Here is a 15,672-nt window from a genome sequence, read left to right on the forward strand (position 1 = left end):
TTATCGTTGATGCGTGGCGATGTGCTTATTCCAACGGCGATTCACGCTGCCCGTTTTCCGCATAGGTTCTCTGCGCTCAGCGGGTCACTGGCCACATCTGTGCCTCATTATCGCCACCTGCCGCAAAGAAACCCCCTGAGTCGCTTGCCGCGAAACGCCGATGTTTCAGCGGTTCTTACTTTTGTTGCGATCAGGGCGATGTGCCGTGTGTGGCCGGCCCGACGCAAAATCTCCGGAGCTGAAAATTTTGATTAGAGCAGTTACCGCCGTGGCGGCGCTTTGTGCGTTGTCTTCAATGGCCGAAGCGCGCGTTCGCACGCCGGCCGTTTCGCCCGAATGCAACATCACCATGCCATGCATCGGAGTCGACAATCCGATCCATGCGCGGCAGCGCAGTCAGCGTAGCCAGCGCAATGCAGCGCCGGCATATTTCACAGCGGAGTCGGCGACGCCTCGCCTGAGCAGGCGGCAGCAGCGGGCGCTTGAGCGCGCGCAGCGCAACGTTGAGCGAGCACCGCGCGTGGCCGTTGAACGCGCCTCCCACGCATCCGAAGGCTACTCCGCAGGTCTCGTCGGTCCGCTGCAGGCCAAGCTCGCGTCGATTCAGGCGGCCTGTCCGGGCACCCAGGCGATCTCGGGCGTGCGTCACACGCGGATCGCGGGGACGCGGCGGATGTCGCTTCATTCTCAGGGCAAGGCCGTGGACGTCCGTGGTCCCTATGGCTGCATCTATGCGCAGCTCAAAGGCTGGAGCGGCGGTTACTCGACCGACGCAGGGCGCGCCAAGCACATCCATATTTCTTACGACGCTGGTGGCGGTCGTGAAATGGGCCTGCGGTTTGCTCACGGTGGCGGACGCCGTTCATGGCGCGAAGCCAACGCGCGTATGCGATAGCCTGACCGGTTTATGCCGTCCGGAAGGATCGACTTTCCGGGCGGGCGAGTGGAGTGGATTTGACATTCGCTACCCGTCTCACTGCAAATCCGCAAAGCGAATGTCAAATCCAAACTCCACTCAAGACTCACATTTGCTGGTGGTCCTTTGATTCTAACATTCGCAATGATGGCTGCCGAAACGGGATGCGAATGTTAGAATCGGACCACCAGGACCTTCTCTTGTTAACCTGCGATTAACCACGTTGGCCGACCCTCCTGAACTGCGGAGGGGTGCACATGCAGCGGCTACGGCTGAAGGCGGACGGGCGGATCGTCGAGGTGCTGGACGGGCGGGAAACTCCGCTGGTCCCCGACACGCCTGACAGCGCGCCGTCGTCCACAGCAGCCACCGTGCCGGTGGTGCGTGACCTGCGCCTTCGCGCCAAACTGACGCAAGCCGAATTCGCCGCGCGTCTCGGCGTTCCTCTAGAGACCATTCGTAACTGGGAGCAGGGCAAGCGCTCGCCGCGCGGGCCGGCGCGTGCGCTGCTGACTGTGATCGCGCATGAGCCCGACATGGTGTTTGCTGCGCTCGCGCGCAGGGGATGAGCGCGTGATGCGCTGAGGCATGGCATGCAGACGGTTGAGGCGAATGGCGCGGACATTCCGGCGATAGGTCTCGGGACCTGGGAGTTGCGCGGGCGCGCCTGTGCCCGCCTGGTCGAGCAGGCACTGCGTCTCGGCTATCGCCATATCGACACTGCACAGGCCTATGAGAACGAACGTGAGGTCGGCGAGGGCGTGCGCGCCTCCGGCATCAAGCGCTCCGACGTGTTCGTCACCACCAAAGTCTGGACGACGCATTTTGCGCCCAACGACCTGCTGCGTTCGACCAAGGAAAGCCTTGCACGCTTGCGCATGACGGAGGTCGATCTGCTTCTGCTGCACTGGCCCAATCCGCAAGTTCCGCTCGAGGAGACGCTGGGCGCCCTTGTCGAGGCCCGGAAGCTCGGTCTCACCCGGCACATCGGCGTCTCGAATTTCACCGTGGCGCTGATCGAGGAGGCTGTGGCAAAGGCCGCGGCGCCGCTGGTCTGCAATCAGGTCGAGTATCATCCGTATCTCGAACAGAACAAGGTGCTGGCGGCCTGTCGCGCCAACGGCCTCGCGCTGGTGGCGTACAGTCCGGTGGCGAAAGGCCGCGTCAAGAATGCCGAGGCACTGCACCGGATCGGCGCGCGTTATGAAAAGACAGCGGCGCAGGTCTGCCTGCGCTGGCTGATCCAGCAGGATGTCGTCGCGATTCCGCGCACATCCAAAGTCGAGCGCCTGTCGGAAAATCTCGACGTCTTCGATTTCAATCTGACCGACGAGGAAATGGGCGAGATCTTTGCGATGGGGACGCGCGGCGGCCGCATCACCGATTTCGGTTTCGCACCCAAGTGGGATTGAGCGATCTCTTGATCTTCGCGTGATGATCGCCCATCAGGACTTTCATGTTTTTCAGCCTGTCCAAGATACTCGGCTTCTTCGTCGTGCCATCGAATGCCGTGGCGATCCTCTGCGCACTTGGTGCCGTGCTGCTCGCGACGCGATTCCGCAAAGCCGGATCGCGCATCCTTGCGTTCGGCGTCGTGATGTTGCTGGTCTGCGGCTATTCATCGCTTGGCAATCTGCTGCTGTTGCCGCTGACCGAACGTTTCCCGGCGGGGAGCACGGGAGGGCGGGCGCCGGATGGGATCATTATTCTCGGCGGCTCGATCGATCCCGAGCGCAGCCAGGCGCGCGGTTCGCTGGAGATGGACGCTTCGGCCGAGCGGATCGTCACGATGCTGCAACTGGCGCGACGCTATCCGCAAGCCCGCATCGTGTTCAGCGGCGGCAGCGCCAACCTGATCGCGGAGCCGGTGCCGGAGGCGCCGATTGCCGGCGATCTGCTGGAGGACTTCGGAACGCCGCGCACGCGCATCGTGCTGGAAAGCGATTCCCGCACCACCGCCGAAAATGCGACGTTCACGCGGAAGCTGGTTTCACCGAAACCGGGCGAACGCTGGCTGCTCGTGACCTCGGCATTCCACATGCCGCGTTCCATCGGAGCATTCCGGAAAGCGGGTTTCGATGTCGAAGCCTATCCGGTGGACTGGCGGACGCGCGGCTGGAGCGATGCTTCGATGCCGTTTACGACATTGAGCGCGGGGCTCGCCCGCACCGATGTCGCCGTTCACGAGTGGGTGGGGCTGATCGCCTATTGGGCGACGGGCCGCAGCAGCGAGCTGTTTCCGGGGCCGCGGAAGATCAACTAGGCATGATCCCGAAAAGTGGGCACCGGTTTTCGGACAAGATCACGCCCAGAGATTTTAATCGTGCCGTGGCAGGCCGAGTCGATAGACCCCGCGAAAGTCATTCGGGTCGGCGGGTTTGCCCTTGCGGTAAATCACGAGGCGGCCCGCCTGCGCGAGCGCCACGGCGGACCTGCGGATCGGCACCAGCAATCCATGCCAATCGTCCCCGGCAGCGATCGCATGAGCGATCTCAGGCGCACTGAGGGTCTTTGCGCCGGCGGTGGCCAGCACCGCGAGGATGGCGTCGTCCAGCGATCCGCCATCGGCGATCTTCGAATCGGGTTTGTTCATGCCCATGCCATGACGCATCCGAACCTGCGCGGCAAGCTCCAGAGACTTATTTCGACATCGCCCGGTAGGCGTCGGAATCGAACTGCCGCCGCCACATCACGATCACGATGGCCAATGTGGTTGCGATCAGCACCCAGGGGCTGATGAACCAGCCGAGATAACCCAGCGCGAACAGGAAGGCCCGCTGGCCGCGATTGAAGTGCCGGCCTGCGGACTGGAACAATTTTGTGGTGCGCATGACATGCGACTGCGCTTCGGGTGTGTCGCGCTTGTCCGAGAACGGCATCGCCCCGAGCAGGATGGCGACGTAGTTGAACAGGCGATAGGACCAGGAGAACTTGAAGAACGCATAGACGAAGATCACGGTGAGCCCGACGCATTTGATTTCCCACAAGGCAGGGGAACTTCGGATGCCGAACGGCAGGGTGGCGAGCACCGACATGGCTTCCTCGGTCGATCGCAGCAGCGTCAACCCGCCGCCGATGGCCAGCAGGGTCGTGGACGCAAAGAATGCCGTGCCGTTCTGGAGCGACGTCATGATCTGCATGTCGACCATCCGCGTTTCGCGGTCGAGGATTCGTCGCACCCAGACCTCGCGGTAGATGCTCATGCGGGCGTTGAGGCTGTTGCGGCCATGCCCTGTGCGCTCAAGCGTGATCGCGTAGACCATCCACGACAGAACGAAGAATGCGATCGCCACGATGTCGGCAGTTGCGAACAGGTTCACGACTCGATGCCTTCCGAATGATGGCCGCCACGATAGAACAGGAAGCCGACCGGTGCGAAGCGGTTTTGGCGCTCCCGAGGGGCCGGTTGCCTGTCGCGCGCCGGTCATGGCAAGGTCCGCGCCGCAGGAGATTCAACAAAGGCTTTGCAATGGCTTTGACGCTCGTTATCGGGAACAAGAACTATTCCTCGTGGTCGATGCGGCCGTGGCTGGCGCTGAAAGCGACCGGAATTGCCTTCGATGAGGTTGTCATTCCGCTCTACACCGGCGATGCCGACAGGCAGCGCATTCTGGATGTGACCCGGTCGGGCAAGGTGCCGGCGCTGGTCGATGGCAACGTCACGGTCTGGGATTCGCTTGCGATCATCGAGTATGCGGCCGAGCGATTTCCGGACGCGCGTTTGTGGCCGCAGGACGTCGTCGCTCGCGCGCACGCGCGCTCGGTCTCAGCGGAAATGCATTCGAGCTTCATGGCGCTGCGCAACGAATGCGGCATGAACATTCATCGCCCGATCGGCCCGAAAAAGCTTTCGGACGATGCCAGGGCGAACATTGCGCGCATCCAGCAAATCTGGACCGAATGCAGGGCGCAATACGGCGGGCAGGGGCCGTATCTGTTCGGCGCGTTCAGCGGCGCGGATGCGATGTTCGCGCCGGTCATCCATCGCTTCCGGACCTACGCTATCGATGTGACCCCGCCGGTTCGTGCGTACATGGACACGATGCTGGCGAATGCTGCTTTTCAGGAATGGACCAGCGGTGCGTTGGCGGAAACACTGGTCATCGAGAAATTCGAGATCGACTGAGCCGAGGACTGTTCGATGGGCATTCTGGATATGCTGACCAGCGTGATGGCCGCGAGGGCGGCGAAGGACCTGGACCCGGCTGTCATTCCGGCCGTGCTGAGCGAAGTGCTCGGCAATGGGCGCGAGGGCGGGCTGTCCGCCGTCGTCGCGAAACTGCAACAGGGCGGATTCGGCGATCAGGTGGAATCCTGGATCGGCACCGGCGGCAATCTGCCGATCAGCGCACAGCAAATTCAGGACGTGTTGGGGAACGATATCGTCAGGCAGTTGGCGACGCGCTTCGGCATTCCGGTGGATCAGCTTTCGACGGTTCTGGCTCAGGTTTTACCGGGGGCCGTCGATCAGGCGAGTCCGAACGGTACGCTGCCGCACACGATATGAGGTTGCCGGGCTAACGCACTGAACTTGCCGGGAAATCGTTCGGAAGTGCGGGGAAGGCGGAATTGCGGCGTTGCACCCGGCTGGACCCTACCTTGAGGTCTGCGCAAGGCCTCAAAAACAGCTTTAAGATGTTGGAATATAATAGCTATTTTGCCATCACCCGTGTGCCGGTTTATCTGGCCAAATGAAGGTCCGGCATGCTATACCTCTGCCGGGCGTCAAACTGGCTTTGCCGGTATACCGGCAGGCCGCCAAAATGCGCGTATCGCGTGATGGAGCAGGGTGTTGAAGCACAAATACATCGTTGGAGAGACTGTCTATTTCACGGCAAGCAACGTGGCTCGGCCAGCCGCGAGCGGGACCTACGAAGTGATCCGCCTGCTGCCGACGGACGGTGACGACTGTCAGTACCGCATCAAGAATTCGACCGAAGCCTTCGAGCGCGTGGCGAAGGAAAGCCAACTCGCAGTCGCCTAACACATTTCCGCGACGGAATTTTGCCGCGGTTGCGGCGCTTGGTCTGTTCGTTGTGAAGGGGACCTCGCATGGACCGCGTCTGGGCATCATCGATCGATAATTTTTGGCAATCGGCGAACCTGCCGATGTGGCTCACCATCGCCGCAGCGGGGTTCTTTGCGATCGTCCTCCTGATTACGCTGTTTCGCGCCGAGCGATCGGTCGCGAACGGCGCGCTGACTGTTATCACACTGCTGGCTATCGGCATTGCAGTGACCGCGATGATGCGCGCGGCTGGAAGCAGCGATGCCTCCGTCAAGCCTGCCGGACAATCGAATGCGTCGCTTCCGGCGCTGGCGTGTCTTGACGGGCTTGCCGGCGAGAGCGTCGAAGCAGCCTGTGAGAAGGTGTTGTTCGCATCGGCCGATTCGGTCGCCGCAGGGGTTTCCTACACCGCAGCGCAGGTCACACGGCTTGCCGCCTTCGGCAATGCCGCCGCGGCCAACAAGGCGATGACGCCGGAACTCAATGCGCTGCGACGGACCATCGAGCGTGATCGTTACGGGCTGGTTGCCCAGGTGCTCAAGACGCGCGAGGGCTGCACGCTGACGGCATCTTGCCCGTTCTTCCAGTCGCTCACCAATTCGGGACAGATTTCGTCCAACATGAGCGAAAATCTCTACGACGGGTTTGTTACCCGCTACGCCGCGTCGTGGAATGCTCCGCCAACCGTTGCCGGTGCTGCTCCCATCGCGGCGCTGGGCACTGTGCCGCCGCCGGGGAAGCCTGTGTCGGGTGATTTCCCGAGCGCGGCGTCGATACCTCCGATCAACATCATGACGCCTGAGCCGTCTGCTCAGGGCTCCCAGGCGGAACGACGTCCACCGGAACCCGGTGCCTCGCCGCCGCCGCGTAGCGCGCCTGCTGCGGTGATCAACCCACAGCCGGCACCGACTGCGGCGAAGAAGCCCGCGCCACAGCCGCAGCAGAAATCGCGTGCACAAGCTCCCGTGCAGCTTGCGCCTCCCGCTGCGACCGATGATAACTGATCGCTCTTCCTCCATTTGAAGCGTGATGCTGAGGCATCGCGCTGGCGACCCCGAATATGCCGCTTCATCTCGTCAAGCTCAGTGTCGGTGCCACGTCCATCAAGGATCTCAGGGGCTGGATCGCTGAACGTGTGAAGCAGGCCAAGGCGAAGGGCCAGCCGCCGCGCCATATCCATGTGACGCGGATGTCACCCAAGCGCGTTGACGAACTTCTCGACGGCGGATCGATCTATTGGGTCATCAAGGGCGAGATCGCCGCGCGCGAGAAAATCCTCGGCATTGAACCGTTTCGCGACAAGGACGGCATCGGGCGATGCCGCCTTGTGATGGAGCCCAAGCTGATTGCCGTGTCGCCGCGGCCGATGCGGCCGTTTCAGGGCTGGCGCTATCTCGATCCAAAGAGCGCACCGCCCGATCTCGGCAAGGCCGCTGCAAGCGTGGCCGCGATGCCTGAGCCGCTGCGCCGCGAACTGCGCGAGCTTGGGCTGCTGTAAATCATGCCTTGATGTTGTCGATCAGCCGCGTCGTTCCGATTTTCGCCGCCACCAGCAGCCGGACCGGCCCATCGTTCAACGATGAGATCGGCGCGAGCGTCTCGGCGTGCCGCGCCTCGAGATAATCGAGAGCAAATCCGGCCTGGCGAATGATGTCCGCGCCATCGGACAGTGCGGCATTGATGTCGTCGCCCGCGCGCATCCGCTTCGCGGTCGCCTTGAGCGTTCGATGCAGCACGGGCGCCGTCCGGCGTTCCTCCGGCGAGAGATAGACGTTGCGTGACGACATCGCGAGGCCATCGCGCTCGCGGATGATCGCGCCGCCGATCACCTTGACGCCGAGGTCGAGATCGCGCGCCATGCGCGTGACCACCTTGAGTTGCTGAAAGTCCTTCTCGCCGAAGAACGCCATGTCCGGGCGCACCTGCGTGAACAGCTTCGCGACAACGGTTGCCACGCCGCCGAAGAAGTGCGGACGGAATTGATCCTCAAGTCCGGCAAGCGCCGGGCCTTCGGGCGCAACGCGGGTCGCGAACCCGTCCGGATACATCGTCTTCACATCCGGATTCCAGACCAGATCGACACCCTCTGCCGTGAGACGCGCGATGTCTTCCTTCCAGGTGCGGGGATACGAGCCGAGGTCTTCATGGGCCGCGAACTGCGTCGGGTTCACGAAAATCGATACGGCGACTTTGCGTGCCCGCTTTTTCGCGAGCCGGACCAGAGACACATGGCCGTCATGGAGCGCTCCCATGGTCGGCACGAGCGCGAGGGTGGCGTTGCGCTTGCAAAGGTCGGCGCGTGCGCGGTGAAGGGATGAAAGCGTGCGGGCGATGATGGGTGTGCGGGTCATGCGTGCCGATGTTTGCAACGGGTGATCGTCAGTGGGCGCAGTCTTAACAAAGGCCGTGGTGCGCGCCAACGACCACGCGCGGCCGTCTGCATCACCGGTCGGCGGATTCATCATGAACGCGGAGCCCATCGGAATTTCACTTGATTCTTTCTGGGCTTGGCTGAAGATATCCACAGGGGATTTGCATGCTATTGCAGACGAGTCAGGGGCAGTCCGGGTCGGCGCATGTCGTCGTGCTCGGCAACGAGAAGGGTGGGTCGGGCAAGTCCACCACTGCGCTTCACGTTGCGGTCGCGCTGCTGAAGGCCGGGCAGCGCGTTGCCACCATCGACCTCGATTCCCGTCAGAAGAGCTTCACCCGCTACATCGAGAATCGCCGCGCCTGGGCCCAGCGCACCGGGCTCTCTCTTGAGGTGCCGCACCACTGCTGTGTTGCTCTGGGCTCCAGCATGCAGATCGACGACAACGAGATGTCGGAGTTCGAGCAGTTCTCGGCGGCGGTCAGCGCGGTGGAGCGGACCTACGACTTCATCGTGATCGATACGCCGGGCACCGACAGCTACCTGATGCGTCTGGCGCATTCGATGGCGGATACGCTGGTGACGCCGATAAACGACAGCTTTCTGGATTTCGACGTGCTTGGCTCGGTCGATCCGGCGACTTACTCCGTGATCGGCGAAAGCCACTACGCGACCATGGTGAAGGTGGCGCGCAAGCAGCGCCGCGATCTCGATGGCGCGACCACCGACTGGATCGTTGTGCGAAACCGCCTGTCGATGCTGGGCTCCCGCAACAAGCAGCTCATCGCGGAGGGGCTCGACCAGCTCTCGTTCCGGCTCGGTTTCCGGCCGGTCGATGGCTTCGCCGAGCGTGTGGTCTACCGCGAGTTCTTCCCGCGGGGCCTGACCGCCCTTGACGACCTGGACGAGGCCACGCTGGGTACCCGCCCGAACATGGCCCATGTGACCGCCCGCGAGGAGGTGACCAGCCTGCTGCGCCACCTGAAGCTCCCGATCGATGAGCGGGGCCGCCGCCGGGCTGCGACCCGGGCCGAATGGTTTGCCCAGGTCGACCGTCCACTGGAAAATCACGGGCTCACAGCCTAATTTAAGGGCTGTGCCAGCTTGGTTTTTCGGCGGGTTCCTGCGCCCGGTTCCATTCGATGAAGCACAAATTTTGCTGAAAAATCTGAACTTATTGCGAGTTTGGCGCTTGGTTCTTTACGCGCCATAGCCCAAACGGTGCGTTTTGGGTCCGATGGCATGTTTGATGCATTGCACAAAATAACTGGTCTATGTCAGACACATGTCGGGAAATTAAGCTTGGTTTGTCGCCAACCTGTCATCATCTAACTAGACAAGGACGAAGGATTCTAAAACACTGTGTTGTGACAGGGCGGTCTGGAGGGGTTTGGACCGGCCTGGCAATTTCGAGGGCGAGATGAAGCGCGGAATTTTTATCCTGCTTGGTCTGTTTGCGATCGTTGTCGTCGCATACTTCACTGCGAGCAAATGGGCGATCCGTCACGAGACGCTGACGTTCTACGATTCAACGCGTGATCGTCCGATTGAAGTCGCGATCGCTGTGCGCCGCGACAAGGAGATGCAGGCCAACGCCGGCATGCTCACGCTGCCCGTGGCGATCGTCAATCACGGCAATACCGTAAAATTCACCGAGTACTCGTTCCTCGCCAACGTGCTCGCTGCTCGCGGATACTTTGTTTCGAGCATTCAGCACGATCTGGCGAGCGATGCGCCCTTGGTCACCAAGGTCGGCGAACTGTACGTCGGACGCCTGCCGGTCTATCAGCGCGGCGTGGCGAACATCGAGTTTGCCGTGAAGCAGGTCCAGAAGATCCAGCCTAACGCGGACTACGATCATTTGACCCTCGTTGGACACTCCAATGGCGGCGACATCTCAATGTACTACGCCAAGATGCATCCGGAGAACGTGAAGAAGATCGTCACGCTCGATAATCTTCGCGTGCCGTTCCTCACCGACGGCAAGTTCAAGATTCTTTCGTTCCGTTCGAAAGACCCTGTGTTCAAGGCCGATCCTGGCGTCGTGCCTGATGACGATACGTGCGAGCAGTCGGGTATTACCGTGGTCAACACGGGTTTCCAGCATACCGATATGAGCGATCGCGGGCCTGACAATGTGAAGACATCGATTCAGGGCGTCCTCGACAAGTTCCTGGAGACCGAGAGCAAGCTCGCGCCGGTCGACACCAAGAAGATCGTGGTGCCGAAGCCCGGCCCGTCGGCGTTGGCGCCGAAGCCCGACTCGGTGGCGCAGTTCCGGTTCGCTCCTACTCCCTAGCTCTTGACCGCAGATGTTCACGCCGGACCTGTTTCCGGCTGTCGCACATTCGCGTGAGAGCTCTCCATAGCTGCCGACTTGTCTCAAACCGCCATAATTCACTGGTGGCATGACTTCTGCTTGTTTCAGCACCCAATCAAATGAGGTGACAGTCATGGGCATCAGCGGTTTCCCCCAGTCTCCCGCGCTCGCGCCGTCAGCAGATGCGCGGCTACCGCCCGTCGTCAGTGACGACGAATGTCTGTCGCGTCTGGCGCGTGCCGTTGCCGAACATGACGATCGCCGGCTGCGCGAGGTGGCGCAACTTATCGGACGGCTCGCGGTGCCGATCGAGTAGGAACGAGCCTTCGTCGGCAGGTTTCCGCAGCCGATGAATTGACCAACTGTCCGTCGCGCTCCACATAAGACTCGCAACCAACCGCGAGATCAGATGACGCGCGATCCGACCATTCCAAAAACCGGCGAGCAGCCTGTCGCAGGCCGCGCCCGCACTGTGCCGGACACGCAGACGTCCGCCGCGGACATCGCGGCGTTCGTCGCGAAAGCGCGTGCGATGACACCGGGCAAGGGAGGCTCGGGCCGGCTGGTCTTCGCCCTCGATGCCACGATGAGCCGCCAGCCGACCTGGGACATGGCGTGCCAGCTTCAGGCGGATATGTTCCGCGAGGCGGGCAGTATCGGCGGCCTCTCGGTTCGTCTCGTCTACTATCGCGGTCTGAATGAATGCCGCGCCAGCCAGTGGATTTCCGACACCGCGCACCTTGCCACGCTGATGGGCAAAATCGATTGCCGGGGCGGGCAGACGCAGCTTGGCCGCGTACTTTCCGATGCGCGGCGCGAGGCTGTCGCATCGGGCGTGCGTGCCATTGTGTTCGTTGGCGACGCGATGGAAGAGAACGTGGACGCGCTGTGCGTCACCGCGGGCGAACTCGGCCTGCTGAAGGTGCCGTGCTTCATGTTCCAGGAGGGCAATGATCCGGCGGCGGAGGCTGCGTTTCGCGAGATCGCGCGGCTGACGGGCGGCGCGTGGTGCCGCTTCGACATGGGTTCGGCGGCGCAGTTGCGCGAACTTCTCCGCGCGGCGGCAGCCTATGCGGCCGGCGGGCGCGATGCGCTGCTGCGGCTGGCGAAGAATACCTCCGGGGCGGCGGCGCTGCTCGGGCAGATGAAATAGCGGAGGCGCGGCTGCTGCGCTCACGGGTCGGTCCGCTGGGCCAGCGGCAAAAATTCGCAGATGTGCGCGTTCCTCAAAGCACGCTAGACACATACATGAAGCATATGCCGGTCTCGCCGCACCTCGCGCGCGACGCCGTATTTGAACGCAAAGATTGATTGACCCATGCCGACCCTGATCGCAGGCATCGTCGCCGTCGCGCTGCTCTACGTCGCCCTCAACATCATCAAGGGCGCCGATCCGAAATGGCTTGCGAAAGTCGTTCGCGGCGGCGGGGGCATTGTGACGCTGGCCGCGGCGCTGTTTATCGGCGCAAGGGGCGAGCTTGCGGTGGCGATCCCGCTCGGAATTTTCGGCGCCGGTCTGCTCGGCTGGTCGCCGTTCGGCGCCCAGCTCGGTTCGGCCTGGGGCAACTACGGCCCCGGCGCTTGGAAATCAAACGGGCAGAAGTCCAAGGTACGATCCCAGTTTATAGAGATGACGCTCGACCACGACACCGGGGTGCTTGAGGGGCTTATTACCGCCGGCCCCGAAACGGGGCGCGTACTGGACGACTTCACGCTCGACGAGCTCATCGCTCTGGCGCGCGGGTTTGATGCCGAGAGCTGGGCTCTTCTGGAAAGCTATCTGGATCGCCGGTTTCCCGCCTGGCGTGAACACGCGCAGGGCGAGGGGGCAGGCCGGAGTGGAGGCGAGGATCGCCGTGCGGCGCCGAGCGGAAAAATGACGGCGGAGGAGGCCTATCAGATCCTTGGCCTGAAGCCGGGCGCGGGGCGCGATGAGATCAGCCGGGCGCACCGTGGGCTCATGAAGAAACTTCATCCCGACCAGGGGGGCTCGACGTACCTCGCTGCCCGTGTGAACGAGGCCAAGGACACTCTTCTTCGCAATCATCGCTGACTCCAGCACGCAACATCACGCTACAAACTGCGAGCAGCCTTTCCGCCTCTGTGTTGAACGCCCCTGCGGATGCCCGCCGTTGTCCGGCGTGATCGATCCTGCAGTTAATGTTTTAGAGACCAAGTCTTGAAAAAGGGTTGCATGCGCGGGCCCGGCCTAAAAAAGTTACCTCGTGAGCTGCGGTGCGATACGCACGCAAGGTAGACGCGAACGTCACATCTACTCCACGCGCAAAGAAAAAGCCCGCGGCTGAACCGCGGGCTTTGTTTCATCCGGAATTAGGATCGGCCGATCAGTTCCTGATGGCAATGCACGAAATATCGGAACGCTTCAGCGTGCGGCATGCGGCTTCAGCGGAATCCTGATTGAGACCGGCGAAGCGTGCGCGGTAGAGCGTTTTGTTGCCCTTCGACACCGTCTCCGTGAACTGTTCTGCGTCGCTGAGGAGCTTGCTTGCGCTGCCGCGCGCCGCGTGGAGGCGCTGACGGGCTTCGCTCTCGCTCTCGAGAGCACCGACCTGGATGATCCAGCCCGAGCGGGCGACGGTCTTGATCGCGCCGTTGTGCTGGATGGTCTGCGTCGGCTGCGCGGGCGGCAAGGCGGCTTGCTGGACCGGCTGCGGAGCGGGCTGCTGTTGCGGCACTGCGGATGTCTGAAGGGCGACGGCCTGCGCTCCCAGGGTCGTGGGCGGTGCGCCGCGCGCGGGATCGGCATAGGCCAGCGTCTGCGCTTGCGGTGCCGAAGACGAGGCGGGAACTGAACCGATAATGCCCTGTCCGATGCCGTTGCTGGTGTTGGGCTGGGCGGGTAGCGGGGCGGGGAAATCACTGCGCGCCTGCGCGTAAGTCGCCGGCCATGGTTCTGCACGGCGTTCGGCTTTTGATGCAGCCGGAGCGTCGGTCTTGACCTCGGCCTTTGCCACGACGGCCTTCGATGTTTCCGCGACATCCGCGCTGCGCGGCGCGGGAATGGCATTGGTCGCTACCGGCGCAGGTGCGTTGGGCGTTGCGGAAGCCACCTTGGTCTGTCCCATGCGAACCTGAACCGTCTTGACGCGCACCGGCGTCATCGGCTCAGCCGATCCGGGAATAATGGACAGAGGCGATGAAATCACGCCGCTGGTGAGCGGAGCGGGCGCGGGCTTGTCCTGCGCTTCAGCAACGGGTTTCGCGGGAGCTGGAGCTGCCGCCACTGCGCGCGGCGCGGGAAGCGGAACGGGTTCCGGCGTGGTGGAAGCAACCTTGATCGCGCCTTGCGACTGAACCATCGGGGCAGGACGCTTCGCTTCGGTCTCATCGGCATCGTCTGCGCTGGCGATCTTGGTGTCGCCGCCGCGTTCGGTGATGGCGGCAACGGTGCGCCGGGTCGCGGCTTCATCGAGATGTTCGGCGAGCAGGTTGCGCATGATCGCGTCGCGCGAACCGCCGCTGCGTCCGCCCATCACGACGCCAACCACGTAGCGATTGCCGCGCTTCATCGACGTGACGAGGTTGAAGCCGGAGGCGCGAGTATAACCGGTCTTGATGCCGTCCACGCCTTCGACGCGGCCGAGCAGCTTGTTGTGATTGCGGATCGAGCGTCCCTTGTAGTTGAACGCCTCGGTGGCGAAATAGCGATAGTATTTCGGAAAGCGGTCCTGAATGGCGCGGCCGAGCGTGGCCTGATCGCGCGCGGTGGTGACCTGCTCGCTGTCCGGAAGGCCTGACGCGTTCTTGTAAACCGTCTTGCTCATGCCAAGCGCGCGCGCCTTGCGCGTCATTGCCTTGGCGAAATCGTCCTCGTCGCCGCTGATGGCTTCGGCGATCACTGCGGCGGCGTCATTGGCGGAGCGGGTCACGAGGCCCTTGATCGCGTCTTCGACGCGGATCGTTTGGCCGGGGCGCAAACCGAGCTTGGTCGGCGCCTGCTGCGAGGCATGGACCGACACGTCCAGCGGCGTATCGAGCTTCATCTTGCCGCTCTCCAGCCGTTCGAACAGCATGTAGAGCGTCATGATCTTGGTGAGCGAGGCGGGGTGGCGCAGGCTGTCGGCGCTGGTGGCCTGGAGCGTGCTGCCGGAATTGGCGTCTACGATGATGGAAGAGAACGAGGGGCTGTAGCTCGATGCCGCAGCGTGGCGCTGCTTGTGACGCCGCCGGGCGTCTGCAGTGTCGATCGTGAAGGTGACGGCCACGGAGATGGTGGCGACGCCGAGAAGGCAAAGGCGGAGCGCGCGCAGAGACGCTGACGATTTGACCCCAAGCATGAATTTCCCCGTCCGATTCCCAGTTATTCGCCTCGTTCTGAGGCCAAATTTGGTCCGGCCGCGGCCAATCTTCGGGCCGCGTCGTCCACGCGAAGCAGCGGCTCCAATGGGCCGGTGCCGGACAGTCGGCGATCCGGCTAAGGTATTGGAACCGCGCAGCTTTTCGTATTCGTCGGAAAATGCGAAAAGCGCAGGGAATCAAATTAGGTGGCGACGGTTTCGAAAGGGTTAAGCAAGGGTTTCCGACGTTGGCAGGTTTTGTCTCAGATTTAAGACGATTGTGCGACGCACAAGATTCTTGACTTTTATTGTGCGTTGCACTACTACCAAAGTCGTGGTTAGGGAGCCGGGCATCTCTCCGGCGCGTGCAGGTCAACAGTCTGGGAAAAGGATACCGGTAAATGGTCAAGGTTGAAGAGTTTCAGCAGTACGGCAAAGAGCAGTTCGACGCCGCGGTTGCATCCGCCAACACCTTCTCGAGCGGTCTTCAGTCGATTGCGACTGCCTACGGCGAGTACGCCAAGAAGTCGTTCGAAGACACCAAGAGCTTCGTCGAGAAGCTGTCGGGCGTGAAGTCGATCGAAAAAGCCATCGAACTGCAGACCGAATACGCCAAGACGTCTTACGAGACGTTCGTGGCCGAGTCGCAGAAGATCGGCGAGCTTTACACCGACCTCGCCAAGCAGGCTTTCAAGCCTTTCGAGAACGCCGTCGTGAAGGCGACCACTCACTAATTCAAGGCTCTCGACCAACAGAAAA

19 protein-coding genes are annotated in these 15,672 nt (G+C 62.4%); 15 read left to right on the forward strand and 4 right to left on the reverse strand.

What is annotated here, in order from left to right:
- Positions 1-295 precede the first annotated feature (295 nt).
- The 4 genes from YH63_RS15930 (at position 296) to YH63_RS15945 (ending at position 3,179) form a co-directional block, all read left to right on the forward strand.
- Complete coding sequence (locus YH63_RS15930) at positions 296-895, forward strand: hypothetical protein (RefSeq protein ID WP_246658069.1); 600 nt, start codon at positions 296-298, stop codon at positions 893-895.
- A gap of 278 nt (positions 896-1,173) precedes the next feature.
- The gene (locus tag YH63_RS15935) at positions 1,174-1,485 is read left to right on the forward strand and encodes a helix-turn-helix domain-containing protein (protein WP_046826757.1); all 312 of its coding nucleotides are present in this window, start codon (positions 1,174-1,176) and stop codon (positions 1,483-1,485) included.
- Between the two features lie 24 nt (positions 1,486-1,509).
- Positions 1,510-2,328: an aldo/keto reductase gene (locus YH63_RS15940; protein WP_046826756.1), complete on the forward strand. Its 819-nt coding sequence runs from the start codon at positions 1,510-1,512 to the stop codon at positions 2,326-2,328.
- Positions 2,329-2,372: 44 nt separating this feature from the next.
- A complete protein-coding gene (locus YH63_RS15945; protein ID WP_046826755.1) occupies positions 2,373-3,179 on the forward strand; it encodes a YdcF family protein in 807 nt (268 codons plus the stop codon).
- A gap of 54 nt (positions 3,180-3,233) precedes the next feature.
- Here the strand turns inward: YH63_RS15945 and YH63_RS15950 are convergent, their stop codons facing one another.
- Positions 3,234-3,509, reverse strand: a complete 276-nt coding sequence (locus YH63_RS15950; RefSeq protein WP_433995098.1) for a DUF3253 domain-containing protein — start codon at positions 3,507-3,509, stop codon at positions 3,234-3,236.
- Positions 3,510-3,555: 46 nt separating this feature from the next.
- On the reverse strand, positions 3,556-4,236 hold the full coding sequence (locus tag YH63_RS15955; protein ID WP_046826753.1) for a DUF599 domain-containing protein: 681 nt from the start codon (positions 4,234-4,236) through the stop codon (positions 3,556-3,558).
- A 149-nt stretch (positions 4,237-4,385) separates the two neighbouring features.
- Between YH63_RS15955 and YH63_RS15960 the strand changes: the two genes are divergently transcribed.
- The 5 genes from YH63_RS15960 (at position 4,386) to YH63_RS15980 (ending at position 7,422) form a co-directional block, all read left to right on the forward strand.
- The gene (locus tag YH63_RS15960; RefSeq protein WP_046826752.1) at positions 4,386-5,042 is read left to right on the forward strand and encodes a glutathione S-transferase family protein; all 657 of its coding nucleotides are present in this window, start codon (positions 4,386-4,388) and stop codon (positions 5,040-5,042) included.
- 15 nt (positions 5,043-5,057) lie between these two features.
- Positions 5,058-5,423 (forward strand): YidB family protein, encoded by a 366-nt coding sequence (locus YH63_RS15965; RefSeq protein ID WP_046826751.1) that lies wholly within the window; start codon positions 5,058-5,060, stop codon positions 5,421-5,423.
- Positions 5,424-5,708: 285 nt separating this feature from the next.
- A complete protein-coding gene (locus YH63_RS15970; RefSeq protein ID WP_046826750.1) occupies positions 5,709-5,900 on the forward strand; it encodes a hypothetical protein in 192 nt (63 codons plus the stop codon).
- A 68-nt stretch (positions 5,901-5,968) separates the two neighbouring features.
- A complete protein-coding gene (locus YH63_RS15975; protein WP_046826749.1) occupies positions 5,969-6,928 on the forward strand; it encodes a hypothetical protein in 960 nt (319 codons plus the stop codon).
- A gap of 56 nt (positions 6,929-6,984) precedes the next feature.
- Positions 6,985-7,422 (forward strand): DUF1489 family protein, encoded by a 438-nt coding sequence (locus YH63_RS15980; RefSeq protein WP_046826748.1) that lies wholly within the window; start codon positions 6,985-6,987, stop codon positions 7,420-7,422.
- Between the two features lies 1 nt (position 7,423).
- Here the strand turns inward: YH63_RS15980 and panC are convergent, their stop codons facing one another.
- Positions 7,424-8,275 (reverse strand): pantoate--beta-alanine ligase, encoded by an 852-nt coding sequence (panC, locus tag YH63_RS15985; RefSeq protein WP_046829467.1) that lies wholly within the window; start codon positions 8,273-8,275, stop codon positions 7,424-7,426.
- Between the two features lie 185 nt (positions 8,276-8,460).
- On the opposite strand from panC, the gene YH63_RS15990 reads away from it, so the two are divergent.
- The 5 genes from YH63_RS15990 (at position 8,461) to YH63_RS16010 (ending at position 12,668) form a co-directional block, all read left to right on the forward strand.
- Positions 8,461-9,381 (forward strand): division plane positioning ATPase MipZ, encoded by a 921-nt coding sequence (locus YH63_RS15990; protein ID WP_046826747.1) that lies wholly within the window; start codon positions 8,461-8,463, stop codon positions 9,379-9,381.
- Between the two features lie 334 nt (positions 9,382-9,715).
- Positions 9,716-10,594 (forward strand): alpha/beta fold hydrolase, encoded by an 879-nt coding sequence (locus YH63_RS15995; protein WP_046826746.1) that lies wholly within the window; start codon positions 9,716-9,718, stop codon positions 10,592-10,594.
- Between the two features lie 154 nt (positions 10,595-10,748).
- On the forward strand, positions 10,749-10,931 hold the full coding sequence (locus YH63_RS16000; RefSeq protein ID WP_046826745.1) for a hypothetical protein: 183 nt from the start codon (positions 10,749-10,751) through the stop codon (positions 10,929-10,931).
- Positions 10,932-11,024: 93 nt separating this feature from the next.
- On the forward strand, positions 11,025-11,768 hold the full coding sequence (locus YH63_RS16005) for a hypothetical protein (RefSeq protein ID WP_046826744.1): 744 nt from the start codon (positions 11,025-11,027) through the stop codon (positions 11,766-11,768).
- 165 nt (positions 11,769-11,933) lie between these two features.
- Positions 11,934-12,668: a DnaJ domain-containing protein gene (locus YH63_RS16010; RefSeq protein ID WP_046826743.1), complete on the forward strand. Its 735-nt coding sequence runs from the start codon at positions 11,934-11,936 to the stop codon at positions 12,666-12,668.
- A gap of 292 nt (positions 12,669-12,960) precedes the next feature.
- Here the strand turns inward: YH63_RS16010 and YH63_RS16015 are convergent, their stop codons facing one another.
- Positions 12,961-14,913: a D-alanyl-D-alanine carboxypeptidase gene (locus tag YH63_RS16015; RefSeq protein ID WP_046826742.1), complete on the reverse strand. Its 1,953-nt coding sequence runs from the start codon at positions 14,911-14,913 to the stop codon at positions 12,961-12,963.
- Between the two features lie 401 nt (positions 14,914-15,314).
- Between YH63_RS16015 and YH63_RS16020 the strand changes: the two genes are divergently transcribed.
- Positions 15,315-15,647, forward strand: coding sequence for a phasin family protein (locus YH63_RS16020; RefSeq protein WP_046826741.1), 333 nt, complete (start codon positions 15,315-15,317; stop codon positions 15,645-15,647).
- Positions 15,648-15,672: the final 25 nt, after the last annotated feature.

Source organism: Afipia massiliensis (assembly GCF_001006325.2).
Classification (GTDB): Bacteria; Pseudomonadota; Alphaproteobacteria; order Rhizobiales; family Xanthobacteraceae; genus Afipia; species Afipia massiliensis_A.